Origin of the sequence: Allobosea sp. TWI1241 (assembly GCF_039673065.1) — a bacterium.
In the GTDB taxonomy this organism is placed as follows: Bacteria; Pseudomonadota; Alphaproteobacteria; order Rhizobiales; family Beijerinckiaceae; genus Allobosea.
Genome location: NZ_JBDJKW010000014.1, coordinates 21,815 through 45,715, shown reverse-complemented (window position 1 = coordinate 45,715; position 23,901 = coordinate 21,815). Strand labels below are relative to the sequence as shown.

The 23,901-nt window shown below is 72.0% G+C and carries 25 protein-coding genes; 12 read left to right on the top strand and 13 right to left on the bottom strand.

The window, feature by feature from the left end:
- The first annotated feature begins 85 nt into the window (after positions 1–85).
- A complete protein-coding gene (locus ABE438_RS16630; RefSeq protein ID WP_346503774.1) occupies positions 86–538 on the top strand; it encodes a Fur family transcriptional regulator in 453 nt (150 codons plus the stop codon).
- A 43-nt stretch (positions 539–581) separates the two neighbouring features.
- On the opposite strand, the gene ABE438_RS16625 is transcribed toward ABE438_RS16630, so the two are convergent.
- Together ABE438_RS16625 and acs are read right to left on the bottom strand one after the other, a co-directional pair.
- The gene (locus ABE438_RS16625; RefSeq protein WP_346503773.1) at positions 582–866 is read right to left on the bottom strand and encodes a DUF3892 domain-containing protein; all 285 of its coding nucleotides are present in this window, start codon (positions 864–866) and stop codon (positions 582–584) included.
- A 142-nt stretch (positions 867–1,008) separates the two neighbouring features.
- Positions 1,009–2,961, bottom strand: a complete 1,953-nt coding sequence (gene acs / locus ABE438_RS16620) for an acetate--CoA ligase (protein WP_346503772.1) — start codon at positions 2,959–2,961, stop codon at positions 1,009–1,011.
- A gap of 262 nt (positions 2,962–3,223) precedes the next feature.
- Between acs and ABE438_RS16615 the strand changes: the two genes are divergently transcribed.
- Positions 3,224–4,345 (top strand): DUF2235 domain-containing protein, encoded by a 1,122-nt coding sequence (locus ABE438_RS16615; protein ID WP_346503771.1) that lies wholly within the window; start codon positions 3,224–3,226, stop codon positions 4,343–4,345.
- A gap of 33 nt (positions 4,346–4,378) precedes the next feature.
- Here the strand turns inward: ABE438_RS16615 and ABE438_RS16610 are convergent, their stop codons facing one another.
- The 4 genes from ABE438_RS16610 to tsaD are packed head-to-tail and all read right to left on the bottom strand — an operon-like array spanning position 4,379 to position 7,207.
- Positions 4,379–4,786: an EVE domain-containing protein gene (locus ABE438_RS16610; protein ID WP_346503770.1), complete on the bottom strand. Its 408-nt coding sequence runs from the start codon at positions 4,784–4,786 to the stop codon at positions 4,379–4,381.
- A complete protein-coding gene (locus ABE438_RS16605; protein WP_346503769.1) occupies positions 4,786–5,115 on the bottom strand; it encodes a hypothetical protein in 330 nt (109 codons plus the stop codon). The genes ABE438_RS16610 and ABE438_RS16605 overlap by 1 nt, the downstream gene beginning before the upstream one ends.
- 9 nt (positions 5,116–5,124) lie before the next feature.
- Positions 5,125–6,111 (bottom strand): NAD(P)H-dependent glycerol-3-phosphate dehydrogenase, encoded by a 987-nt coding sequence (locus ABE438_RS16600; protein ID WP_346503768.1) that lies wholly within the window; start codon positions 6,109–6,111, stop codon positions 5,125–5,127.
- Between the two features lie 52 nt (positions 6,112–6,163).
- Complete coding sequence (tsaD, locus tag ABE438_RS16595; RefSeq protein WP_346503767.1) at positions 6,164–7,207, bottom strand: tRNA (adenosine(37)-N6)-threonylcarbamoyltransferase complex transferase subunit TsaD; 1,044 nt, start codon at positions 7,205–7,207, stop codon at positions 6,164–6,166.
- A gap of 182 nt (positions 7,208–7,389) precedes the next feature.
- On the opposite strand from tsaD, the gene hemC reads away from it, so the two are divergent.
- The 5 genes from hemC (at position 7,390) to rpoH (ending at position 14,448) form a co-directional block, all read left to right on the top strand.
- The gene (gene hemC / locus ABE438_RS16590) at positions 7,390–8,349 is read left to right on the top strand and encodes a hydroxymethylbilane synthase (protein ID WP_346503766.1); all 960 of its coding nucleotides are present in this window, start codon (positions 7,390–7,392) and stop codon (positions 8,347–8,349) included.
- Between the two features lie 32 nt (positions 8,350–8,381).
- Entirely contained in the window at positions 8,382–10,484 is a 2,103-nt protein-coding gene (locus ABE438_RS16585; protein WP_346503765.1) for a uroporphyrinogen-III synthase, read from the top strand.
- Between the two features lie 16 nt (positions 10,485–10,500).
- Positions 10,501–12,201, top strand: coding sequence for a heme biosynthesis protein HemY (locus tag ABE438_RS16580; RefSeq protein WP_346503764.1), 1,701 nt, complete (start codon positions 10,501–10,503; stop codon positions 12,199–12,201).
- Between the two features lie 104 nt (positions 12,202–12,305).
- Positions 12,306–13,334, top strand: a complete 1,029-nt coding sequence (locus tag ABE438_RS16575; protein WP_346503763.1) for an RluA family pseudouridine synthase — start codon at positions 12,306–12,308, stop codon at positions 13,332–13,334.
- 217 nt (positions 13,335–13,551) lie between these two features.
- Positions 13,552–14,448 (top strand): RNA polymerase sigma factor RpoH, encoded by an 897-nt coding sequence (rpoH, locus tag ABE438_RS16570; protein WP_346503762.1) that lies wholly within the window; start codon positions 13,552–13,554, stop codon positions 14,446–14,448.
- Between the two features lie 17 nt (positions 14,449–14,465).
- On the opposite strand, the gene ABE438_RS16565 is transcribed toward rpoH, so the two are convergent.
- Complete coding sequence (locus tag ABE438_RS16565; protein ID WP_346503761.1) at positions 14,466–15,509, bottom strand: DUF2125 domain-containing protein; 1,044 nt, start codon at positions 15,507–15,509, stop codon at positions 14,466–14,468.
- Between the two features lie 128 nt (positions 15,510–15,637).
- On the opposite strand from ABE438_RS16565, the gene ABE438_RS16560 reads away from it, so the two are divergent.
- Complete coding sequence (locus ABE438_RS16560) at positions 15,638–16,183, top strand: gamma-glutamylcyclotransferase (RefSeq protein ID WP_346503760.1); 546 nt, start codon at positions 15,638–15,640, stop codon at positions 16,181–16,183.
- 16 nt (positions 16,184–16,199) lie between these two features.
- On the opposite strand, the gene ABE438_RS16555 is transcribed toward ABE438_RS16560, so the two are convergent.
- The 5 genes from ABE438_RS16555 to ftsE form a co-directional block, all read right to left on the bottom strand.
- On the bottom strand, positions 16,200–16,583 hold the full coding sequence (locus ABE438_RS16555) for a hypothetical protein (RefSeq protein ID WP_346503759.1): 384 nt from the start codon (positions 16,581–16,583) through the stop codon (positions 16,200–16,202).
- Between the two features lie 58 nt (positions 16,584–16,641).
- Entirely contained in the window at positions 16,642–17,430 is a 789-nt protein-coding gene (locus ABE438_RS16550) for a lysophospholipid acyltransferase family protein (protein ID WP_346503758.1), read from the bottom strand.
- A 45-nt stretch (positions 17,431–17,475) separates the two neighbouring features.
- Positions 17,476–18,225, bottom strand: a complete 750-nt coding sequence (locus ABE438_RS16545; RefSeq protein ID WP_346503757.1) for a YdcF family protein — start codon at positions 18,223–18,225, stop codon at positions 17,476–17,478.
- Positions 18,226–18,342: 117 nt separating this feature from the next.
- On the bottom strand, positions 18,343–19,290 hold the full coding sequence (locus ABE438_RS16540) for a cell division protein FtsX (RefSeq protein WP_346503756.1): 948 nt from the start codon (positions 19,288–19,290) through the stop codon (positions 18,343–18,345).
- Positions 19,277–19,936, bottom strand: a complete 660-nt coding sequence (gene ftsE / locus ABE438_RS16535) for a cell division ATP-binding protein FtsE (protein WP_346503755.1) — start codon at positions 19,934–19,936, stop codon at positions 19,277–19,279. The genes ABE438_RS16540 and ftsE overlap by 14 nt, the downstream gene beginning before the upstream one ends.
- Before the next feature lie 269 nt (positions 19,937–20,205).
- Between ftsE and ABE438_RS16530 the strand changes: the two genes are divergently transcribed.
- The 3 genes from ABE438_RS16530 (at position 20,206) to ABE438_RS16520 (ending at position 22,075) form a co-directional block, all read left to right on the top strand.
- Positions 20,206–21,012 carry a zinc-ribbon domain-containing protein gene (locus tag ABE438_RS16530; protein WP_346503754.1) on the top strand — a complete coding sequence of 269 codons (807 nt, stop codon included), beginning with the start codon at positions 20,206–20,208 and terminating at the stop codon, positions 21,010–21,012.
- A gap of 124 nt (positions 21,013–21,136) precedes the next feature.
- On the top strand, positions 21,137–21,697 hold the full coding sequence (gene hpt, locus ABE438_RS16525) for a hypoxanthine phosphoribosyltransferase (RefSeq protein ID WP_346503753.1): 561 nt from the start codon (positions 21,137–21,139) through the stop codon (positions 21,695–21,697).
- A 3-nt stretch (positions 21,698–21,700) separates the two neighbouring features.
- Positions 21,701–22,075, top strand: coding sequence for a response regulator (locus ABE438_RS16520; protein WP_346503752.1), 375 nt, complete (start codon positions 21,701–21,703; stop codon positions 22,073–22,075).
- Between the two features lie 4 nt (positions 22,076–22,079).
- On the opposite strand, the gene ABE438_RS16515 is transcribed toward ABE438_RS16520, so the two are convergent.
- Positions 22,080–22,592 (bottom strand): TspO/MBR family protein, encoded by a 513-nt coding sequence (locus tag ABE438_RS16515; protein WP_346503751.1) that lies wholly within the window; start codon positions 22,590–22,592, stop codon positions 22,080–22,082.
- A gap of 154 nt (positions 22,593–22,746) precedes the next feature.
- On the opposite strand from ABE438_RS16515, the gene ABE438_RS16510 reads away from it, so the two are divergent.
- The gene (locus ABE438_RS16510) at positions 22,747–23,901 is read left to right on the top strand and encodes a trans-sulfuration enzyme family protein (RefSeq protein WP_346503750.1); all 1,155 of its coding nucleotides are present in this window, start codon (positions 22,747–22,749) and stop codon (positions 23,899–23,901) included.

The window sequence follows — 23,901 nt, the reverse complement described above, 5'->3', positions numbered from 1 at the left end:
ACAGGCGTGCGTGCGCTCTCCCGCTCTTGCAAATGAGTATCGATAGAGTTTTGCAAAAGCGGTCGGCCGTTGCTAGGTCTCGCCGATGAACGGAATCGCGAAACGCGTGGCGGCTTTCGAAAGCCAGCTCAGGAAGGCCGGGCTGCGGATGACGCAGCAGCGCCGCCTGATCCTGCGCATCCTCGCCGAATCCGACGACCATCCCGACGCGAAGGGCATCTTCAGCCGCGCCTTCGCCTGCGACCCGACGCTGTCGCTCTCCACCGTCTACCGCACGATGAAGCTGCTGGAGACGCAAGGGGCGATCGAGCGCCACGCCTTCCAGGACGGGGTCTCGCGCTACGAGCACGCCGACCAGGACCATCACGACCACCTGATCGACGTAGAGACCGGCGCAGTGGTGGAGTTCTCCTCGCCCGAGATCGAGGCGCTGCAGGCCAAGATCGCCAGCGAGCTCGGCTACGAGATCGTCCGCCACCGGCTCGAGCTCTACGGTCGCAAGCTGCCCGCCCCGTCGCGCCGCAAGGCCCGCGCCTGAGGGCGTAGGCCTCGACGGCGGTGCCGATGTGTGCCGTCCGGCCTCAGGGGCACTCGGGAAGGCTGAGCAGGTTGTTCGGCGCGTCGCCGTCCGCCTCCGTCTTGATGTATTTGTGCCCGAGGCGGCTGACCGCGACGATGACCTCGACGGTGTCGCCCAGCGGACGGCTCACATAGAAGCTGTCAGCGCCGGACTCGATCCGGGCGATCACCTCCGAAACCGGCAGCTTCCACCGCGAACCGCCGACGCCGCCGACATGGCTGATGCACTCATACGGGCTTTCGCGGTTGGTCTTGTTGATGCAGCTGATCTGATAGCGGCCTGCCATGGGGCACCTCCTGCGCGCGGCGACATCACCGCCGGAAAAATCAACTATAAGTTGCACTTTCTGGCAAGAGCACGCAAAAAGACGAAGGCCGGGCTTTCGCCCGGCCTCGTACCTCATGCAAAGTGCCGCCGCCCGTCGGCCGTCAGCCGGCCTTGCGCTTGTTCTGGCGGTTGTCGATCAGGTCGTCGACCACGGCCGGGTCGGCCAGCGTCGAGGTGTCGCCCAGCGCGCCGAACTCGTCCTCGGCGATCTTGCGCAGGATGCGGCGCATGATCTTGCCGGAGCGGGTCTTGGGCAGGCCCGGCGCGAACTGGATCAGGTCCGGCGAGGCGATCGGGCCGATCTCGTTGCGGACCCAGGTGACCAGCTCCTTGCGCAGATCGTCGCTCGGCGCCTCGCCCGCCATCAGGGTGACATAGGCGTAGATGCCCTGGCCCTTGATGTCGTGCGGATAGCCGACGACCGCCGCCTCAGAGACCTTCGGATGGGCGACCAGCGCCGACTCGACCTCGGCGGTGCCCATGCGGTGGCCGGAGACGTTGATCACGTCGTCGACGCGGCCGGTGATCCAGTAATAGCCGTCGGCGTCGCGCCGGCAGCCGTCGCCGGTGAAGTACTTGTTCGGATAGGTGGCGAAATAGGTCTCTTCGAAGCGCTTGTGGTCGCCATAGACCGAGCGCATCTGGCCCGGCCAGCTCTCGGCGATCACCAGATTGCCCTCGCAGGCGCCGTCCAGCACCTTGCCCTCGGCGTCGACGATCTGCGGCTCGACGCCGAAGAAGGGCCGGGTCGCCGAGCCGGGCTTGAGCTTGGTCGCGCCGGGCAGCGGCGAGATCAGGATGCCGCCGGTCTCGGTCTGCCACCAGGTGTCGACGATCGGGCAGCGGTCGTCGCCGACGACGCGATGATACCACTCCCAGGCTTCCGGATTGATCGGCTCGCCGACCGAGCCGAGCAGGCGCAGCGAGGCGCGGCTGGTCTTCTTCACCGGCTCCTCGCCGGCGCCCATCAGCGAGCGGATTGCGGTCGGGGCGGTGTAGAAGGTGTTGACCTTGTGCTTGTCGACCACCTCCCAGAAGCGCGAGATCGAGGGATAGGTCGGGATGCCCTCGAACATCAGCGTGGTCGCGCCGTTGGCGAGCGGCCCGTAGAGGATGTAGCTGTGGCCGGTGACCCAGCCGACATCGGCCGTGCACCAGTAGATCTCGCCCTCGTGGTAGTCGAAGACGTATTGATGCGTCATCGAGGCGTAGACGAGATAGCCGCCGGTGGTGTGCAGCACGCCCTTCGGCTTGCCGGTCGAGCCCGAGGTGTAGAGGATGAAGAGCGGATCCTCCGCGTTCATCTCCTCGACCGGGCACTCGGCCGAGACCTTGGCGGCCTCCTCGTGATACCAGACGTCGCGGCCGTCCTGCATCGCGACCTTGCCGCCGGTGCGGCGCACCACGACGACGCGGCCGATGCCGCCCTTCACCTTGGGATCGGCGGCGTCGACATTCTTCTTCAGCGCCACGACGCGCCCGCCACGCAGGCCCTCGTCGGCGGTGATCACCACCTTGGAATCGCAGTCCTCGATACGGTTGGCGAGCGAATCCGGCGAGAAGCCGCCGAACACCACCGAATGCACCGCGCCGATGCGGGCGCAGGCCAGCATCGCATAGGCGGCCTCGGGGATCATCGGCATGTAGATGGTGACGCGGTCGCCCTTGCGGACGCCGTTGGCCTTCAGCACGTTGGCGAAGGTGCAGACCTCGCGGTGCAGCTCGCGATAGCTGATATTGCGGGACTCGGACGGATCGTCGCCCTCCCAGATGATCGCGGTCTGGTCGGCGCGCTTGGCGAGATGGCGGTCGACGCAGTTGGCGGCGACGTTGGTGGTGCCGTCCTCGAACCAGCGGATCGAGACGTTCCCGGGCGCGTAGCTGACATTGCGGACCTTGCCATAGGGCTTGATCCAGTCGATGCGCTTGCCGTGCTCGCCCCAGAACGCGTCGGGATCCTTCACCGACGCGGCGTACATGTCGCGATAGCCGGCCTCGTCGAGCCAGGCCTTCTCGGCCCAGCCGGCCGGAACGTCGTAAATCTTCTCGGACATCAAGGCGCCTCCCCGCAGCTGGGCGATATCGCGTCGGCCATGGTCGCGACGACGTCGTGACATCGCCGGCGCCGGCCCCGCTTCTTTCGAATTCGGCGCATCATAGGACCCGTGGCCACGCGGACAAGCGCAATGGGCTCGCACTTTCGTTGCTGCGACTTTGGCAGTGGACAGCGCGCGAAAAATACAATCCCCGGTTGCATAGACCTTTGCTACTATCCCCATGGCGGCACGCCTTCGCGTGCGCGGGAGGGGACAGGTCATGACCAGGACGCTCTGCGTGTTTTCCGACGGGACCGGCCAGCGCGGCGTGCGCGTCGATGCCGGCGCCAGCAACGTCTTCAAGCTCTACGAATGGGCGCGGACCGAGCCGTCGCAGCCCTGCTTCTACGATCCCGGCGTCGGCGCCGAGCCCGGCCGCAAGCTGAGCTGGACGCGCTGGGGCCGCAACCTCATCGGCAAGGCCACCGGCGCCGGCATCACCCGCAATATCCGCGACGGCTACGAATTCCTGCTCTGCAACTGGGACCCGCCGGGCGGCGGCAGCCCCGCCGCCAACCGCATCGCCGTGTTCGGCTTCAGCCGCGGGGCCTATACGGTGCGCAGCCTGGCCGCGGCGATCACGCTCTGCGGCATTCCCGCGCGCATCCAGGACGGCGTCGACATCGGCGCCCGCACCCGCGAGGCCGAGGCGCTCAGGCTGGCGATCCTCGACGAGGCGATCGCCATCTACCAGACCGCCCAGGGGCCGGAGGGCGCGGGCGAGCGCCGCCGGCGGGCCCAGGACTTCCGCCGGATCTATCACTGCCACGACGCGCCGGTGCATCTGGTCGCGGTGTTCGACACCGTCGCCGCGCTCGGCCTGCCCGGCGTGATGAACCTCGCCAACCCGTTCCGGCACATCTTCCACGACCACAAGCTCGGCGCGAGCGTGCCCTTCGGCCTGCAGGCCCTGTCGATCGACGAGAACCGCAAGGCCTTCGCACCCGTGCCCTGGGACGAGAGCGCCGCCTCGCCCGGCCAGGTGATCGAGCAGGTCTGGTTCCCCGGCGTGCATTCCGACATCGGCGGCGGCTATGCCGATCGCGGCCTGTCCGATCTCAGCCTGTCATGGATGCTGGAGCGCTGCCGGCGCCCGGATATCGGCCTGCGCTTCGACAGCGGCGACTACGAATTCCGCGCCTCCGTCACCGCCCGCCAGCATGACGAGCGCACCGGCATGGGCGTGCTCTGGTCGGGCGGTGACCGCACCGGCAAGGTCCTGACCGCCAGCCGTGACCGCGACGCGCTCTGCGGCGGGATCGAGACGCGCTTCGAGGCGCCGGAGCTGGCCTATCGGCCGAAGCTGCTGGGCCGGCATCCGCGCGTCGGGCACTATTACTGAGCCCGATTTACCGAGCCCCGGCCTCCGGCCCGGTCAGAGCCCGCCCATGCGGCAGACGATCTCCCATTCCGCGTCGCTCACCGGCTGCACCGAGAGGCGGAAGGAGGTGACGAGCGACATTTTCGCCAGCGAGGGCTCGGCCTTGACGGCCGCCAGCGTCACCGGCTTCGGCAGCGGCTTCACCGCCTTGAAGTCGACCAGAACCCAGGGCTCGCCCGGCTTCCAGGGATAGTGCTCCTTGATGACCTCGACGATGCCGACGACCGCCAGCCCCTCGTTCGAGTGGTAGAAGAAGACCTGCTCGCCGGCCTTCATCGCCATCATGTTGAGCTTGGCGGTGTGGTTCTTCACGCCGTCCCAGGGCGTGCCCTTGGCGCCGGCCGCGACCTGGTCGTCCCAGGACCAGACCGACGGCTCCGATTTGACCAGCCAGTGCGCCATCAGCCTTCATCCTCTTGCTGCTGCGGGCGCGGCGGCCGCGTCGCCGCCTCGCCCTGCTCGTTCCAGAACCGGACCATCTCGCGGGTCAGCCCGGCATAATCCTGCGGCGACAGCTCGATGCGGACCTCGCCCTCGCCGAATGGCAGGATCAGCACGAAGCGGTGCTCGTCCTCGGCGCGCCGGCGGCGCAGCTCGATCACCCGCCCGGCGATCCGCCCGGCTAGCGGCACCGGCTGGCTCTCCGCCACCAGCTCGGAGCCGGTGGTCTTGCGCACCTCGGCGATGCCGCGCGCCACGCGCTTGGTGAGGTCGGACCAGTCGTTCGCCATGGGTTACCCTCAGGTTTCGGAGCGGATCGGGCGGGCCAGCAGCGCGGCGACCGCCTCGCGCACGCCGAGCCGCCCGGCAATGATGCCGGCCACGGCCGTGGCGATCGGCGTCTCGACCTGCCGGTCCTGCGCCATGCGGGCGAGGATGGCGGCGGTGAAGGCGCCCTCGGCCAGCTTGCCGCCGGCGGCCTCCTGCGGGCTCGCGCCCTGCCCGAGCGCCTGGCCATAGGCGAAATTGCGCGATTGCGCCGAGGCGCAGCTCAGCACCACGTCGCCGAGCCCGGACAGGCCCATCAGCGTCTCGCCCTGCGCGCCATAGGCCTCGCCGAAGCGGCGCAGCTCGGCGAAGCCGCGCGCCACCAGCGCCGCGCGGGCGCTCTCGCCATAGCCCAGCCCGATCGCGATGCCGGCGGCGATCGCCAGCACGTTCTTGGCCGCGCCGCCGATCTCGACGCCACGCACGTCGCCGCTGTGATAGATGCGCAGCGACGGGCCGCTCAGCGCCTCGGCGAGCCGCCCGCTGATGCCCGCATCGGCGCAGGCCAGCGTCAGCGCCGTCGGCAGGCCGCGGGCGATGTCGGCGGCGAAGCTCGGGCCGGAGAGCACGGCCGGCACGCAGCCCGGCAGCGTCTCGGCGATGATCTGGGTGGTGAAGCGGCCGGTCGCCTGCTCGATGCCCTTGGCGGCCGAGATCGCCGGCAGCCCGGCCGGCAGGACCCCGGCGAGACCTTCACAGGCGGCGCGCAGCGCCTGGGTCGGCACCGCGAGAACCAGTGCGTCGACCCCGGCCAGCGCGGCGCGCTCGGCGGTCGGCACCACGCTCTCGGGCAGCACGGCACCCGGCAGGCGCGGCGCCTCGCGGCGGGTGCGCATGGCGGCGACCGCCTCCGCATCGCGGGCGTGCAGCACGACGCCATGGCCGGCACGCGCCGCCGAGAGCGCCAGCGCCACGCCGAAGGCCCCGCCCCCGACCACGCCGATCGACAGCGCGCTCATCGCAGGGCCCGTCGCGCCGGTGCGGAACAGCAGTAGTTCGCGCGCAGGCGCATCAGCCGGCCGCCTTGAGCTCGTCGAGCGGCCAGCGCGGCCGGGCCAGCGCCGCCATGTCGTCGACGAGGCCGAGCCGCAGCCGTTCCAGCCCGGCCCAGGCGATCATCGCGCCATTGTCGCCGCACAGCGCCAGCGGCGGCGCGATCATCGGCAGGCCGGCCTCTGTGGCGAGGCGCGACAACGCCGCGCGGATCGAGCCGTTGGCGGCGACGCCGCCGGCGACGACCAGCGCGGTCGGCGAGACCTGCGCCTCGCGGCAGGCACGCAGCCCGGCCCGCGTCCGGTCGACCAGCACGTCGACGACCGCCGCCTGGAAGGAAGCGCAGATGTCGGCGACGTCGCGGTCGGAGAGCGGCGCGATCCGCTCCGCCATCAGCCGCACCGCGGTCTTGAGGCCCGACAGCGAGAAATCCGGCTTCGGCCGGCCCGAGAGCGGGCGGGGGAACTCGAAGCGCTCGGAATCGCCGGTCAAAGCCTCGCGCTCGACCGAGGGGCCGCCCGGATAGGGCAGGCCGAGCATCTTGGCGATCTTGTCGAAGGCCTCGCCGACCGCGTCGTCGATGGTGGTGCCGAGCCGGACATAGTCGCCGACGCCGCGCACCGCGAGCAGCTGGGTGTGCCCGCCCGAGACCAGCAGTAGCAGATAGGGGAAGGCGACCGCGTCGGTCAGCCGCGCCGTCAGCGCATGCCCCTCGAGATGGTTGACCGCGATGAAGGGCTTGCCGGTGGCCAGCGCGATCGCCTTCGCCGTGGTCAGACCGACCATGACGCCGCCGATCAGCCCCGGCCCCGCGGCGGCCGCGACCGCGTCGATCTCGGAGGGCTTCAGCCCGGCGGTGTCGAAGGCGCGCGCCACGATCCGGTCGAGCGCGTCGACATGGGCGCGCGCCGCGATCTCCGGCACCACCCCGCCATAGGCGGCATGCGCCGCGATCTGGCTCAGCACCTCGTTGGCGAGGATCTTCGTGTCGCCCGAACGCTCGACCGCCACGATCGCGGCGGCCGTCTCGTCACAGGTGGTCTCTATGCCCAGGACTCGCATGGCGGATGAGGTCGATCTGGCTCGCTTGGCCGGGCGTCCGCGAGGCCGCCGGCGGGGTGCGCGGTTTCGCGCGGGGATTTCCTTCGTATAGTGCTGCACGAAGGCGAAGGCCAAGGGCCGCGCCGCGCCCTGTCCATTCCTTCTCACGAATTCCTGCCCCCGAACCGGAGTGACTGCCCCCGATGAACGAGCTGCCGACCCCGCCGCGCGAGCACCGCCTGCCCGGCCGTTTCGTTCTCGGCACGCGCGGCAGCCCGCTGGCGCTGGCGCAGGCCCATGAGCTGGCCGGCCGCCTGGCGCAGGCGCATGGCTGGAGCACCGACGAGCTGCCGCTCGACGTGATCCGCACCACCGGCGACGCCATCCAGAACCGCGCCCTGTCGGAGGCCGGTGGCAAGGGGCTCTTCACCAAGGAGATCGACCTCGCCCAGCTCGCCGGCATGGTCGACTTCGCCGTGCACTCCGCAAAGGACCTGCCGACCGCCCTGCCAGACGGGCTGGTGCTGGCCGGGTTCCTGCCGCGCGAGGACGTGCGCGACACGCTGATCGCCCGCGGCGCCACCAGCCTCGCCGATCTGCGCCCCGGCGCGGTGGTCGGCTCGGCCTCGCTGCGCCGCCAGGCCATCCTGCGCCGCGCCAGGCCCGATCTCGAGATCGTGCTGCTGCGCGGCAACGTCGCCCGCCGGCTCGAGAAGATCGACGGCGGCGCGCTCGACGCCACCATGCTGGCGCTGGCCGGTCTGAAGCGGCTCGGCCTCGCCGACCGCGCCAGCGCGATCCTCTCGGTCGAGGAGTGCCTGCCGGCCGTCGGTCAGGGCGCGATCGGCATCGTGGTGCGCGCCGATGCGCCGGACGCCGCCGCGGCGCTGGCGCCGATCCTCTGCCGCGACACCGGCCATGCCGTCGGTGCCGAACGCGCCTTCCTGACCGAGCTCGACGGCTCCTGCCGCACGCCGATCGCCGGCCACGCCACCGTCTCGGGCGACCGGCTGCACCTGCGCGGGCTCGTGCTCTCGCCGGACGGGCGCGAGATCGCCGAGGGCGAGCGCCACGGATCCGTCACCGAAGCCGCGCAGCTTGGCGCCGATCTCGGCCGCGAGCTGCGCCGCCGCGCCCCGGCCGGCGTCTACGCCCCGGCGTGAGCCGGGACGACGAGCGAAGAGGACGAGAGCGCATGCGCATCCTGGTGCTGAGGCCGCAATCCGTTGCCGGGCGGACCGCCGCCGCCCTGCGCGAGCTTGGGCATTCGCCGGTGGAAGCCCCGCTCTTCACCATCGAGCAGACCGACGAGACCCCGCCGGCCGGCGCCTTCGCCGCACTGGTGCTGAGCAGCGCCAACGCCGTGCCGGCGCTGGCGCGCCTGCCGGACGGGGTCGCGGCCGCCGCCCGCCTGTTCTGCGTCGGCGACCGCACGGCAGCCGTCGCCCGTGCCGCCGGCTTCGCCGCCGAGAGCGCCGAGGGCGACCGCGGCGACCTGCGCGCCCTGGTGCTACGCGAGCTGCCCGCCGGCTCGCGCATCCTGATGGTCGCCGGCGAGGACCGGCACGAGGACCTGCCCGTGCAGCTGCGCGAGGCCGGCCACGAGGTCCATGTCTGGACGGCCTATCGCGCCCGCGCCGTCGCGGCACTGCCGGAGGAGGCGGCGAACGGGCTGCGCGCCGGCGATCTCGACGCGGTGCTGCATTATTCGCAGCGCGGCGCCCGCACCTATCTCGCCCTCGCGGATGCCGCCGGGCTGGCGGCGGAGGCGCTGCGCCCGGCCCAGATCGTGCTTGCCGAGCAGGTGGCCGAACCGTTGCGCGCGGCGCAGGCAGCCGCCATCCTGGTCGCCGAACGGCCGGACGAGGCCTCGCTGCTGGCGGTCCTCGACCATGTGCCCGCTCGCAATCGGGCCGGGGGGGATGCTACACAGGGGAGCGCCGCGACCGGCGCGGCGGAGAGGATGGATCGGAACGGGATGGACGAACAGGGCAGCGACAAGGCCGGCCCCCGGGGGCGCCGCACGAAATCCGGCCGCACGCCGCCGACCATCGAGCTGAGCGCCGAGACCGTCGCCGCCCAGGCCGAGGCCACCATGGCCCCGGCCGGCGAGACGGGCGAAGCCGCCGCCATGCCGCCCGCCCCGAGCGGAACAGCCGAGACCGCCCCGATCGAAATTTCCGCGACCGAGCCCACACAGCACGGCACCGCGCCCGAATCCGCGTCCGAGGCGCCGCCGGAGGCCGAGGCCGCCGCCGCGCCCGACACCGCCCTGCCCCCGCCGCCAGCGCCGGCCCGCGAGCAGAAGCGCACCTCCGTCCTGCCGGCGATCGCGCTCGCCGCACTTGTCGGCGGCGCCGTCGGTGCCGGCGCGACCCTGCTCGGCCACCGCGTCACCGGCGCCGACGACACCGCCCGGATCGCCGAGCTCGGCCAGCGCCTCGACGCCCTGCAGCAGCGCAGCGAGACCCTGGCGGACCGCGCGGCACTCGCCGCGATCGACGGCAAGGCCACGCAAGCCGCCGAGAGCGCCAACCGCGCCGCCGGCGAGGCCAAGGCGGCGACCGCCCGCCTCGCCGAACTCGCGAAGCAGCCGGCCCCGGCGCCGGCCCAGAGCGCCGCGCCGGCCATCCCCGGTTTGCAGGAGAAGCTCGACCGCACGCTCGCCGACGCGGCCGCCGCGCGCGAGACCGCCGCGACCCTGGTCGGCCGGCTCGACCTCACCGCCAAGCGCCTCGACACGGTCGAGGCCACGGCGAAGAGCGCCGCCACGCCGGGCCGCCAGGCGCTGGCCGCCGCCCGGCTCGTGCTCGGCGACCGGCTGCGCGCCGCGATCGCCGCCGGCCGCCCCTTCGAGCAGGACGTCGCGGCGCTGGTCGCCGCCGGCGTCCCGGCCGAGCAGATCAACGAACTGCGCCCGCTCGCGCCCAGCGGCGCCGCGACCCGCGCGACCCTCCTGGCGCAGTTCCGCACCCATAAATCGCTGTTCCTGCGCGAGACGGCGCCGGCGGCCACCAGCTGGCAGGACCGGCTGCTCGCCGTGGCGAGCCGCATCGTCACGGTGCGGCCGGAGGGCAGCTCCGCCTCGAGCGATCCGGCGACGCTGCCGCTGCGCCTGCAGGACGCGCTGGAGCGCGACGACATCCCGCTGGCCGCCCAGCTCTGGACGCAGCTGCCGGAGCCGGCGCGCCGCGCCAGCGAGGGCTTCGGCACCGCGCTGCGCCAGCGCGCCGTGGCGGAATCGACGCTGGAGCGCATCGCCCGCGACGCGGTCGCCGCGCTCGGGCAGGCAGGCTGAGGAAGGCTAGAGGTCCATGGTTCGCGTACTGACCTATCTTCTCGTCATCGCCGCCCTCGCCGCCGGCGCGGTCTGGCTGGCCGATCGTCCCGGCGAGGTCTCGATCCTCTGGCAGGGCTACCGCATCGAGACCAGCGTCGCGATCGGCGTGATCGGCGTGGCTCTGCTCGCCTTCCTGGCGCTCGTCTTCTGGGTGACGATCCGCTTCATCCTCGGCATGCCCTCGGCGCTCGGCTTCGCCTCCAAGGCGCGCCGGCGCAATCGCGGGTTCGAGGCGATCTCGCGCGGCATGGTGGCGATCGGCGCCGGCGATCCCGTCGCCGCCAGCCGCTATGCCGGCGATGCCCGAAAGCTGGTCGCCGAGGAACCGCTGACCCTGCTGCTCGAGGCTCAGGCCGCCCAACTCAAGGGCGACCGCGCCCAGGCCGAGGCCGCCTTCAAGGCGATGCTCGACCGGCCGGAGACCCGCGTGCTCGGCCTGCGCGGCCTGTTCGTCGAGGCCCGCCGCCGCGGCGACATGGCCGCCGCCCGCGCCTTCGCCGACGATGCGGTGCGCCGCTCGCCCTCGCTCGCCTGGGCCAATGACGCGCTGCTCGACTTCCACACCGCCGCCGGCGACTGGCAGGCGGCCCGCACCGCCGTGGAGCGCCGCGCCGCGCTGCGCCTCGCCGACAAGGCCGAGGCCAAGCGCCAGCGCGCCGTGCTTCTCGCGGCCGAGGCGCTGGAGGCGCGCGACCGGGAGCCGGAAAAGGCGCTGGCCGCAGCGCTGGAGGCCAGCAAGCTCGCGCCGGGGCTGACGCCGGCGGCGGCACTCGCCGGCCGCATGCTCTCGGAGCGCGGCGACATCAAGAAGGCCACGCGCGTGCTCGAAGCGGCCTGGAAGGAGGTCGCCCATCCCGACATCGCCGCCGCCTATCTCGACGTCCGCCCCGGCGACAGCGCCCGCGACCGCCTCGCCCGCGCCGAGACGCTGGCGCGCCTGCGCCCGGCCGATCCGGAAGGCCTGCTCGCCGTCGCTGGCGCCGCAATCCACGCCCAGGACTTCGCCCGCGCCCGCGAGGCGCTGCGCCCGCTGGTCGCCGGCGGCGCCTCGACCCGCGTCTGCCTGCTGATGGCCGAGCTGGAGGAGGCCGAGCACGGCGCCGCCGGCCGCGTCCGCGAATGGCTGGCGCGCGCCACCCGCGCTCCGCGCGACGCCGCCTGGGTCGCCGACGGGCTGGTTTCCGACCATTGGCTGCCGGTCTCGCCGGTTTCCGGCCGTCTCGATGCCTTCGCCTGGACCGTGCCGCCCATGGCACTGGGCGGCGGCACCGAACTCGACGATGTGCTGGCCGATCTCGACGATCGCGCCCCGTCCGCCCCGCTGCTGGAAGGCAGCGTCGAGGCCCCGACCGAGGCGCAGGCCGTGATCCTGCCGCCGGCCGCTCCCGCTCAGGCTCCCGCCGAGCCGGCGCCCGTGCCAGTCCCGGCGCCGCAGCCGGAGACCGTCCCGGCCGTGCCTGTGACGGAGCCCCCGGCACCGGCGCCCAAGACGGCGGAGGCCAGGGCGTCGGACGGCAGGGCGGCGGAGAGCAAGCCCGCGAATGCGGCGCCGGCGTCTTCGGCCGCGCAGAAGCCCGAGCCCGTGGTCTTCCCCGTGCCGCATGCGCCGGACGATCCGGGCCCGAGCGAGACCCCGCCGGCCGAGCCGCGCGGCCGCTTCAAGCTGTTCGGCTGAGCGGCGGGCGAAAGCGCCCGCCGAGCGGCCCGTCAAACGCCCTGCGCTCTGCCCGCCCGCAGATCGCAGGTGCGCCGAGGCGCGGCTGCGCCTATAGACGGGGCATGACCAGCGAGCCGAACACCCTTGCCGCCACCGAACTCGTGATCAGCACCGAGCAGGCGGGCCTGCGCCTCGACAAGGCGCTGGCCGAGCTCTCTGGCGAGGTCTCCCGCGCCCGGCTCCAGCAGGTGATCCGCGAGGGCGGCGTCACCGTCGACGGCAAGGTGGCGGCCGAGCCGAGCCGCAAGGTCGCCGAGGGCCAGCGCCTGGCGCTGGTGATGCCCGAGGCCAAGCCCGCCGCGCCGATCGGCCAGGACATCCCGCTCGACGTGGTGTTCGAGGACGAGCATCTGATCGTCATCGACAAGCCCGCCGGCCTCGTCGTCCACCCTGCCGGCGGCCATGAGGACGGCACGCTGGTCAATGCGCTGATCGCCCATTGCGGCGACAGCCTCTCGGGCATTGGCGGCGTGCGCCGCCCGGGCATCGTCCACCGGCTCGACAAGGACACCTCCGGCCTGCTCGTCGTCGCCAAGCACGACAAGGCGCATCGCGGGCTGGCCAAGCAGTTCGCCGACCATGGCCGCACCGGGCCGCTGGAGCGGGCCTATCTCGCCCTGGTCTGGGGCTCGCCGCGCCGGCAGACCGGCACGATCGACGCGCCCATCGAGCGCTCGAACCGCAATCGCGAGAAGATGACGGTGGTCGGCGAGGGCCGCGGGCGCGAGGCGATCACCCATATCGCCCTGCTGGAGCGCTACCCGCCCTTGCTGCGCGGCCATGAGGAGCTGGAGGCGCTGGCCAGCCTGGTCGAGTGCCAGCTCGAGACCGGGCGCACGCACCAGATCCGCGTCCATATGAGCCATATCGGCCACCCGCTGCTCGGCGACCAGCTCTACGGCTCGGGCTTCATGACCAAGGCGAGCTGCCTGCCCGAGGAGGCGCGCGAGGCGCTCGCCGCGCTCGGCCGACAGGCCCTGCATGCCAGGCTGCTCGGCTTCGCCCATCCGGTCACCGGCGAGGAGCTGCACTTCGAATCGGAACCTCCCGAGGACTTTGCACGTTTGCAATCCGCGCTCTCGGTTCTGTGACGGAGTGTGCCGGCCCGCCTCCTTTCCGCCACCCTCGCATCGTCTATACTGCGCTTGCGAAAGCGGATGGCTAAAGGGGCGCCGCTTCAGTTTCAGTGCGTAGCCGGCGACAGGACGAGGAGCCGTCGCCCGGAGCAGAGCACCTGACAATCCTGCCCGATGGACCGATCGGGCGGTTGGCCTGCCGCTTGGCGGGGGCCGCGAAAGGAGTACGAGCATGGCCAATGCGTCGCTGCCCGTCATGTCCGCCGAGGGCGGACTGTCACGTTATCTCGACGAGATCCGCCGGTTCCCGATGCTGGAACCGAACGAGGAATACATGCTGGCCAAGCGCTGGCGCGAGCACAATGACAGCGAGGCGGCGCACAAGCTCGTCACCTCGCATCTGCGTCTCGTCGCCAAGATCGCCATGGGCTATCGCGGCTACGGCCTGCCGATCGGCGAGGTCGTGTCGGAGGGCAATGTCGGCCTGATGCAGGCGGTGAAGCGCTTCGAGCCCGACAAGGGCTTCCGCCTCGCGACCTATGCCATGTGGTGGATCAAGGCCTCGATCCAGGAATACATCCTGCGCTCCTGGTCGCTGGTGAAGATGGGCACCACCGCCAACCAGAAGAAGCTGTTCTTCAACCTGCGCAAGGCCAAGAGCAAGATCTCGGCGCTGGGTGACGGCGATCTGCGCCCGGACCAGGTCAAGACCATCGCCACCAAGCTCGGCGTGGGCGAGCAGGACGTCATCGACATGAACCGCCGCCTCGGCGGCGACGCCTCGCTGAACACGCCGCTGCGCGAGGACGGCGACGGCGAATGGCAGGACTGGCTGGTCGACGACAGCGAGAGCCAGGAGCACCGGCTGGCGGAATCCGAGGAGCGCGACAACCGCCACCTCGCGCTGCGCGAGGCGCTCGGCGTGCTCAACGAGCGCGAGCGGCGCATCTTCGAGGCCCGCCGCCTCGCCGAGGATCCGATCACCCTGGAGCAGCTCTCCGAGGAGTTCGGCGTCTCGCGCGAGCGTGTCCGCCAGATCGAGGTCCGCGCCTTCGAGAAGGTGCAGGACGCGGTGAAGAAGGCCTTGGTCAAGATCGAGGCGCCGCCGGCTGCCCTGCCGGCGGCCTGATCAGGCCCCTGACATCGTCAGTAGAGCGGGGCGACCGGCTGCAGCGGCAGCCGGATCGGCCCGAGGAAGACGCGGCCCTCGCGCAGCACCACCGGCGGCAGCGGCGTCAGGCCGGAGGCATCCCCGGCCGGCTGGCGCCCGCCGAAGATCGCGCCCAGGCCCGCCGTCAGCCCACCGACCTTGATGCCGCCGATGCGCTCCACGCCGGCGATCGAGGCGTCGAGATTGCCGGCCGGGCGGTGCATGTCGTCGAGCCCGCCGCGGCCGGCCGCCTCGACGCGGATCGTGCCCTTGCGCAGCGACAGCCGCGAGACCGTCACGTCGCCCGCCGCCTGCCGCCAGCTTTCCAGCGCGTCGGGATTGAAGCCGCGCCGGAAGGCCGGCACCTGCGAAACCGTGGCCTGGATGTCGAGATCGGCCGGCGTCGCATCGGCGAGAAGCTGGTCGAGCACCGGCAGCACCGTGCCCTTGGTCTCGATCGCCAGATCGACCGCCGTCTCGCCGGCGAAGCGCTGCGGGTTCGGGCGCAGATGCGCCTCGAAGGCCTGCGAGCGCAGCACCTCGTCCGGCTGGCCGGGGCGGCGCAGCGTGGTCACCGGCTGGTCGATCACCAGCGAGAGCCGCTCGAACCCGTCCATCTTGAGCTTGAGGCTGGCCTCGAACAGGCTCCAGCTCGTATCGGCGCTGGCGCCGCCCGGCAGCGTCGCGGCCAGCGGCCCGGTCGCCTGCAGGATGACATGGCCCGGCGCCCAGGCCTGCGCGACCAGCACGGCCGGCCCGACCTTCAGCGAGACCTCGTCGCCCCAGCGCGAGGAGACCAGACCGAGCGAGGCGCAGCGCACCTCGAGGCGGAAGGGATAGCCGCCGATGCTGCGGTCGGCGCATGTCCAGGTCCGGCCGGCGGCGGCCTCGCGTGCCAGCCCGGCGTCGAGCTGCTGCTCGACCTTGCCGCGCGCAACGTGCCAGAGCACCGACCAGCCGGCGGCGACCAGCCCGAGCAGGGCGAAGGGGGCGTAGAGCCAGAAGCGGCTGCGACGGCGCGCGGACGGGTCGGCAGGCATGCGCGGCGGCTCCATTGCGAAAAACTCGACGGATTGATAGCGAGCGGGGCCGCGCGGCGCCAGTGTGCCGCGCGCCCCGGACTGGCCGGGACGCCCTCACTGACGGCGCAAGCAGGCGGAATTATGGGATGACGCCGACGGCTCACGACGCATCGGAGGATCTCTGGGTCTTCGGCTACGGCTCGCTGATCTGGCGGCCGGGCTTCGCCTTCGCCGAGCGCATGGGCGCGCGCCTGCACGGCTTCCACCGTTCGCTCTGCATCTATTCGCATGTGCATCGCGGCACGCCGGAGACGCCCGGCCTCGTGCTCGGGCTCGACCGCGGCGGCATCTGCCGCGGCGTCGCCTTCCGGGTCGAGGCCGATCGCGCCGACGAGACGATCGCCTATCTGCGCGAGCGCGAGCAGGCGACGGCGGTCTATCTCGAGCGCCGCCTCGCCGTCAGGCTCGACGACGGGCGCCGCCTGCGGGCGCTGACCTATGTCGCCGACCGCGCCCATGGCCAATATGCCGGACGCCTGCCGGAGGACACGCTGCTGGCGCTGGTGCGGCAGGGCAAGGGCATTTCCGGCGAGAACCCGGACTATCTGCGCCGCACCCACGCGCATCTGCACGAGATGGGCGTGCACGATCCGCTGCTGGCGCACCTCGTCGCGGCGCTGGACCGCGGCTGAGCCGGCGCGCGGCGGCTCAGGCTTCCGGCATCAGGTCGCGCAGGGCGGCACGGCGGCTGGCGCCGTCCTCGGCCAGCAGATGCACATGGATCTCGCAGGCGCCGGCGAGCGCCACCGTATCGCGCCAGCGCGACATCGCGGCGGCGACGCCGAACGGGCCGCTCTCGCGCGCCGCCAGGATCGTCCGCTCCGGCGAGACCGCGAGCAGCACCGCGTCGGTGAAGGTCAGCGCATGGGTGTCGTGCACCGGGAAGACCGAGGCGACATAGCGCCGGCCGGAGCGGCCGCGCCAGGCGGTGAAGCGCCGTTCCGCCAGATGCGCGGCGCTGCGCATCGGGATCTCGTGGGCGATCTGGGCCTGCGGGCCCGAAGATGGGGACAGGGCAGCGAGGGCGGCCATTTGTTCCTCCTTTGTTCAAGAACAAAATCGGAACGACAGGGCTGCATGTCAAGAGCTGTCAGGGCCGCGCGGGCGGCTCCTGACGCAAATTGGCAGGAGGTTCGACGCCGAGCGCCGCAAGTTCGGCGAGGCCCTGCTGCAGCAGCCGGTCGCAGGCGGTCTCGATCGTCTCCTGGAGCCGGGCATGGAAGGCCATCTTGTCCATGCCGGGCGCGATCGCCGGCATGATCTCGAGGCGGATCGTCCCCGGGCGGCGCAGGAAGCTGCGGCGCGGCCAGAACAGCCCGGCATTCAGCGCCACCGGCACGCAGGGCACGCGCAGCTCGGCATAGAGATGCGCCACGCCGTATTTGTAGGCCGGCGGCGCGCCGGGCGGGCGGCGCGTGCCCTCCGGGAAGATCATCAGCTGGCGGCCATGGCCGGTGATCTCGGTCTTGGCGCGCCGCGTCGCCTCCTGCAAGGCGCGGCTGCCGGCGCTGCGGTTCACCGGGATCATGCCGGAGCGCAGCAGCGCCCAGCCGAACATCGGGATCCAGGTCAGCTCGCGCTTGAGGATGTAGACCGGGTCGTTGAACACCGTGATCAGCGCGAAGGTCTCCCAGATCGACTGGTGCTTCGAGGCGACGATGATCCCGCCCGGCGGGATGTGCTCGGTGCCGGTGATCTCGACGCGCGTGCCGACGATGACCCGCATCAGCCAGAAGCTGGTGCGACCCCACAGCGCCGCGATCCGCACGATGGCGTTCATGCGGCGCGGCAGCGGCAGCGACAGGGTCGTGCACAGGGCCCAGAAGGCCAGGTTCACGTAGAAGGCGGCGTTGAAGATCAGCGAGCGAAGCACGAGCATGCCGGCAAGAAGCCCGCCGGCAGGCCGCCGTCAAGAGCGGCGGCGTCAGACGTCGCGCTCGGGTGCCACCGCGCGCGAGCGCCGCTCCTGCTCCGGGCCGATGCGGTCGGGCGGCTTGGGCGAGACCGGCTTGCGCCCGCCGATGATCACCGAGAGCCGCGAGGTCTCCGGATCGTCCTCGATCATGCTGCGGGCCGAGACGACGAGATATTTGGCGTATTCCGGCACCAGCAGGCGGATCGTCGGCCAGTCATACCACCAGCCGGTGACGTCGACCTGCTCGGTCACCACCGAATAGGGCACGACGCGGATGCCCGGCATGGCGTGGCGGAACTCCACCAGCGTGCGCGGCATGTGGTAGTTCGATGTCACCAGCAGCAGCGAGCCGAAGCCGTGCTGCCTCGCCCAGCGCCGCGCCTCGATGGCGTTTCCGGTGGTATTGCGGGCGCGATAGTCGAGATCGACGCAGCAGGACAGTGCCTCGCGCGCCTTCGGGTTGAGCTTGGCGAGTTCCTCACGACCGGTGCGCTCGTTGACGCCGCTGATCAGAAGCCGCGAGCCGCGCTCGGCATTGAGCAGGCCGATGGCGTCGCCGATGCGCTGGGCGCCTCCGGTGACCACCACGATCGCGTCGGTGCGCGGCGGCTGGGTCTCGTCGACGGTGAGCAGCGAGGCGAAACGGACATAGCCGGCCAGCAGCGCCAGCGCCGCGGCCAGGACGAGCCACAGCAGCGCCTTCAGGAAGCGGAGCTTCCTGCGCCCTGGCGCAATCCGTGCCGGCGACGCATCGCTCATGCCGCCCTCAGCTTCCGGCCCGTCCGCACGTCCAATGCCGATCATCACCATGAGGACGGCAGGATATCGGCGCAATCGGGCGCTTTGGCGGCGTGCTGGTGCCGGAACCGCGCCGCATCACGCCATGGCCCGCAGGTAATGGCGGACCGTGACCCGCGAGACGAGGCCGGCGATCGCCGCCACGATCGCCGCCACCAGCAGCACCACGCCATAGCCCGACCAGCCGATCTCGAAGGCGCCGAACATCGCCTGCAGTTGGTCTGCCTCCGGCGTCGCGCTCCAGGCCGAGGCGATCCAGCCGAGCAGCGCGATCGCGATCACTGCGGCGAGCCCGCCGGCGGCGCCGCCGCGCAGGCCGAGCACCACGAAGCGGTTCTGGAACTCGCGGGCGATGAAGTCGTCGTCGGCGCCGACCAGATGCAGAACCTCCACGCTGTCGCGGCTGCCGGCCATGGCGCCGCGCGTGGCGAAGGCGATCGCCAGCGCCGCCGCGACCAGCACCAGCAGCACGACGGCGACGCCGGCGAGGATCATGGTGTTGGCCATGGCAGAGAGCCGGCGCACCCAGAGCCGGTGATCGTCGAGCGTCGCCGAGGCGACCTCCTTGCGCAGCGTCTGGCCGAAGGCGGCGATGTCGGCCGCCTTGGCGGCGTTGAGCCTGAGCACCACGAGGCGCGGCACCGGCAGCTCGATCAGGTCGAGCCCCGCGCCGAGCCAGGGCTCGAGCAGCTTGTCCGATTCGGCCCGCGGCACCACCCGCGCCGAGGCGATGCCGGGCACCGCGCGGGCGAGCTCGGCGGCGCGCGCGAGATCCGCCTCCATGTCTCGGCGGGTATCGGGCCTGACCTGGATGGTCATCTCGTCGGCGACGGCGCCGCGCCACTGGTCGGAGGCGCGCGCCGCCAGCATCGCGGCGCCGGCGCTCAGCGCCGCCAGGAAGGTCAGGATGGCGATGACGACGACGAGCGCGCGGCCAGCGACCGAATCGACCGGCACCAGCGGCTGGTCGCGCCGCAGATTGGCGGGCAGCCCGCCCGCGCCGGCCCGCTCCTCACGCGTCGACATGCAGATGCCCGTCGGCCAGCACCAGGCGCGGCGCGTCGTACTGCTCCATCAGCGCCAGATCATGCGTGGCGATCACCACGGCCGTGCCCAGCGCCTGCAATTCCATGAACAGCCGCAGCAGCCGGCGCCCCAGGCCGGGATCGACATTGCCGGTCGGCTCGTCGGCGAGCAGCAGCTGCGGCCGCGCGATCAGGGCGCGCGCGATCGCGGCGCGCTGCTTCTCGCCGCCGGAGAGCACCGGCGGCACCGCGTGCATGCGCTCGCCCAGCCCGACCCAGCGCAGCAGCTCGACCACCTCGGCACGATAGCCCGCCTCCTCCTTGCCGAGCACGCGCAGCGGCAGGGCGACGTTCTCGTAGAGGGTGAGGTGGTCGAGCAGGCGGAAATCCTGAAAGACCACGCCCATGCGCCGGCGGAAGCCGGTCAGCGTCGCGGCGTCGAGGCGCGAGACGTCCTGCCCGAAGAGATGCACGAGGCCGCGCGTCGGCTTCAGCGCCATCAGGATCAGGCGGATCAGCGTGGTCTTGCCGGCACCGGAGGGCCCGGTGAGATACTGGAACGAGCGGGGGGCGATGCTGAAATTGATGTCCTTCAGCACCTCCGGCCCCATGCCGTATCGCAGCCCGACATTCTCGAAGCGAACCAACGCCCTTCCTTTCGCCTGCCGAATCGCGCCGCGCCGACCAGGGGCGACGAGGCGATCCTACACCCGCCGGCGGGCGTCGCGGAACGGGCGTTCCGCCGCCACCGGCGCCCCAGCCCTAGAGGAGGAAGCTTTTACGGGACGTTAACCATAAAGCGGGCCAATGTGACCGGAACGAGCCGGCCGCCGCGTGCGGCCCCTTGAGGCCGCGGCTATGCTGGACGGACGCGCGCGCGGACCGTCCCGGCCGCGACGGAGAGCGCCCCCAGACCATGCTGATCGCCTGCCCTTCCTGCGCCAGCCGCTACGAGCTCGACGACGGCAAGATCGGCGCCGAGGGTCGCAAGGTCCGCTGCCCGGCCTGCCGCACGGTCTGGCATGTCGATCCGCCCGTCGCCGCAGCGCCCGAACCCGAGACGGCGGAGGCGGCCGACGCGGCCTTTCCGCCCGCGCCCGACGCATCCGAGACCAGCGCCGAGCTCGCCGCCGAGCTGGAGCGCGCCGCCGACATCGCGGCGGAGGTCTCGGCGATCGCCGCCGAGCAGGGCGCGCAAGCCGCCGGAGCCACGACGGACCGCCCGCGCCGGCGCCCGCAAGCCAACAAGCGCCGCCGCGGCAACCCGCTCGCCGGGCGCCGCCCCGCGACCATCGGCCTCGCTCTGGCCGGCTGCGCGCTGGCCGGGCTCGCCCTCTGGCAGCGCGAGCCGGTGGTGCGCGCCGTGCCGCAGGTCGCCGCGCTCTATGCCGCGATCGGCCTGCCGGTGAACCTGCGCGGTCTGGTCTTCAGTGCGGTCGAGAGCGAGATCGTGCAGGACGCGCAGGGCCGCTTCCTGGTGGTCGAGGGCGACATCACCAATGTCGCGCGCCGCAACACCAGCCTGCCGCCGATCGCCGTCACCGTGCGCGACGCCGCCGGCCAGGACCTCTACAGCTGGACCACCGAGCCGCCGCGCCCCGAGCTCGAGCCCGCGGCGCTGGTGCGCTTCCGCGCCCGGCTGGCGCAGCCGCCCGAGGCCGGCCGCTCGGTCCAGGTCCGCTTCGGCGGCGAGGCGCGCACCGCCGCCGCAGCCCCGCGCTGAGCGCCGCGCCTCATCCCCTCGTCCGGCTTCTAATGTCGCCGCGCGGAGGCTATCACGGTGTCCTGTCCCGGTGCGGCCCCAGCGGCCGGCGCCGGCCCCGACCATCCCGGAGGATTGCGAGTCCATGCCCCATCCCCAGCGCATCCGCGTCCTCTACGACGAGGCCGCCATCGCCGCCCGCAACGCCGAGATGGCGGCGGAAATAGCGGCGCGGTCCGGCCCGGACCTGCTCGTCGTCGCCGTGCTGAAGGGCAGCTTCATGTTCGTGGCCGACCTGATCCGCGCCATGCACCGCACCGGCATGAGCCCACAGGTGGAGTTCGTGCACCTGTCGAGCTATCGCGCCGCCACGGTCTCCTCCGGCCAGGTCGAGATCCTGCGCGACGTGCAGAGCGACGTGCGCGGCCGCGAGGTGCTGCTGGTCGACGACATCCTCGAATCGGGCCGCACCCTCGCCTTCGCCAAGGACCTGCTCGCCGCCCGCGGCGCCGCGCGCGTCGAGAGCTGCGTGCTGCTGGAGAAGCCCGGCAAGCGCGCCGTCAGCATCCAGGCCGATTATGTCGGCTTCGAATGCCCCGACTATTTCGTCGTCGGCTACGGCATGGATGTCGCCCACTCCTTCCGGCAGTTGCCCTATGTCGGCGTGATCGAGACGGCCGACCAGGCCGGCCTGCCGGGGATCTGAGCGATGTCGCGCATCCTTGTCGTCGACGACGAGGACAGCCTGCGGGCGCTGATCGCCCGCGGCCTGACCCTGGACGGCCATAGCTGCACCATGGCCGCCGACGGCGCCGAGGCGCTCGACATCCTGATGGCCGAGCAGGGGCGATTCGACCTGCTGCTCACCGATATCCGCATGCCGCTGATGGACGGGATCGCGCTGGCGCTCGCCGCAAAGCAGGCCTTCCCCGAGCTGACCATCATGCTGATGACCGGCTATGCCGAGCAGCGCGAGCGCGCCCGCAGCCTCGAATCGATCGTGGCGGAGGTGATGACAAAGCCCTTCACCATCGCCGAGCTGCGCGAAACGGTGATCCGGGTGATCGAGCGCTCGATCGGCTGAGGCCTCAGCTGTTCAGCCACCAGATCGTGCCGTTCAGCACCGCGGCGAACGCGACCCAGGCGAGATAGGGCAGGAAGAGCGCGGCCGAAAGCCGCGCCCCGGCGCGCAGGAAGGCCGAGATCGTCCACAGGATCGCGGCGATCAGCACGGCGATGACGGCGAGCCCGGCCGCCGGGCTGTTGGCGGCGAAGAAGGCCGCCGACCAGGACAGGTTGAGCACGAGCTGGACATGGTAGGCGAGCAGCGCCTCGCCCCGGCCCGGCGCCCCCGCCGGCAGCCGCCAGACGCGGAACGCCGCCAGAGCCATCAGCGCGAAGAGCAAGGTCCAGACCGGGCCGAACAGCCAGTTCGGCGGGTTGAAGGACGGCTTGGCCAGCCCGGCATACCAGCCCGCGATCTCCGGCACGGTCAGCGCGCTGCCGGCGAGCGAAACCACCACAACCGGCACGACCGCCAGCAGCAGGTCGATCCAGGCCGGACGCCTGGCGGCGGTGCCGCCGATCTCCCGCGTGCTCATCGCCGCTCTCCCCCGGATAGACGCCGGCCGGCACCATGGCCGGCATGTTTTGCAGATGGGGCGCATCTGCGTGCATGGCAAGGCGCGGCTGCTTGCGCGCCCCGCGATGAAATGAGATGAAATGTCTCTCATAGTGGAAATCCGGATCTCGCTCATGGCCACGCGCCCGCTGCATCCCCGCTCCCTCGCCGCCCAGGCGCTAGGCAAGATCGACCCCGCCACCCGCGCCGTGGTGACGCCGATCCACGTCTCGACCACCTATATCCGCGACGAGGACAACGCCTATTCCAGCGGCTTCGTCTATGGCCGCCCCGACAACGAGACGGTGCGCGAGGCGGAAGCCGTGCTCGCCATGCTCGAGGAGGCGCCGGCCGGCGCGCTGCTGTTCGGCTCCGGCATGGCCGCCGCCACCGCGGTGTTCCAGGCGCTGTCGCCGGGCGACCATGTCGTGGTCTCGCGCGTGATGTACTGGGCGCTGCGCAGCTGGCTGCTGACCGAGGCGACGCGCTGGGGGCTGGTGATCGAGTTCGTCGAGACCGACGATCTCGACGCGCTGCGCGCCGCGATGCGCAAGGGCGAGACCAGGCTGGTTTGGATCGAGACACCCTCGAACCCACTCTGGACCATCACCGACATCGCCGGCGCCGCCGAGATCGCCCATGCCGCCGGCGCCAAGCTCGCGGTCGATTCGACCTGCGCCTCGCCGGTGCACACCCGCCCGCTGACGCTCGGCGCCGACATCGTTATGCACGCCGCCACCAAGGTGCTGAACGGCCATTCCGACGTGATCGCCGGTGCGCTCTGCGCCCGCGAGGACGACGCCTTCTGGGGCCGTGTCAAGACGGTGCGTCGCGGCCAGGGCGGCATCCTCGGCCCGTTCGAGGCCTATCTGCTGATGCGCGGCATGCGCACGCTCCATGTCAGGCAGGAGCGCCAGTCGGCCTCCGCCATGGCGCTGGCGCAGCGGCTCTCGGCCCATCCGCTGGTGACGCGCGTGCTCTATCCCGGCCTGCCGCAGCATCCCGGCCACGACGTCGCCGCCCGGCAGATGGAGGGCGGCTTCGGCTACATGCTCTCCGTACAGGTCAGCGGCGGCGAGCAGGCCGCGATCGCCACCGCGGCGCGGGTCCAGCTCTACAAGCGCGCCACCTCGCTCGGCGGCGTCGAGAGCCTGATCGAGCACCGCGCCTCGATCGAGGGCGCCGGCACGCCCTGCCCGACCGACCTGCTGCGCCTTTCGACCGGCATCGAGGACGTCGACGACCTCTATGCCGATCTCGACGAGGCGCTGCGCGCCGGCCATCGCTGA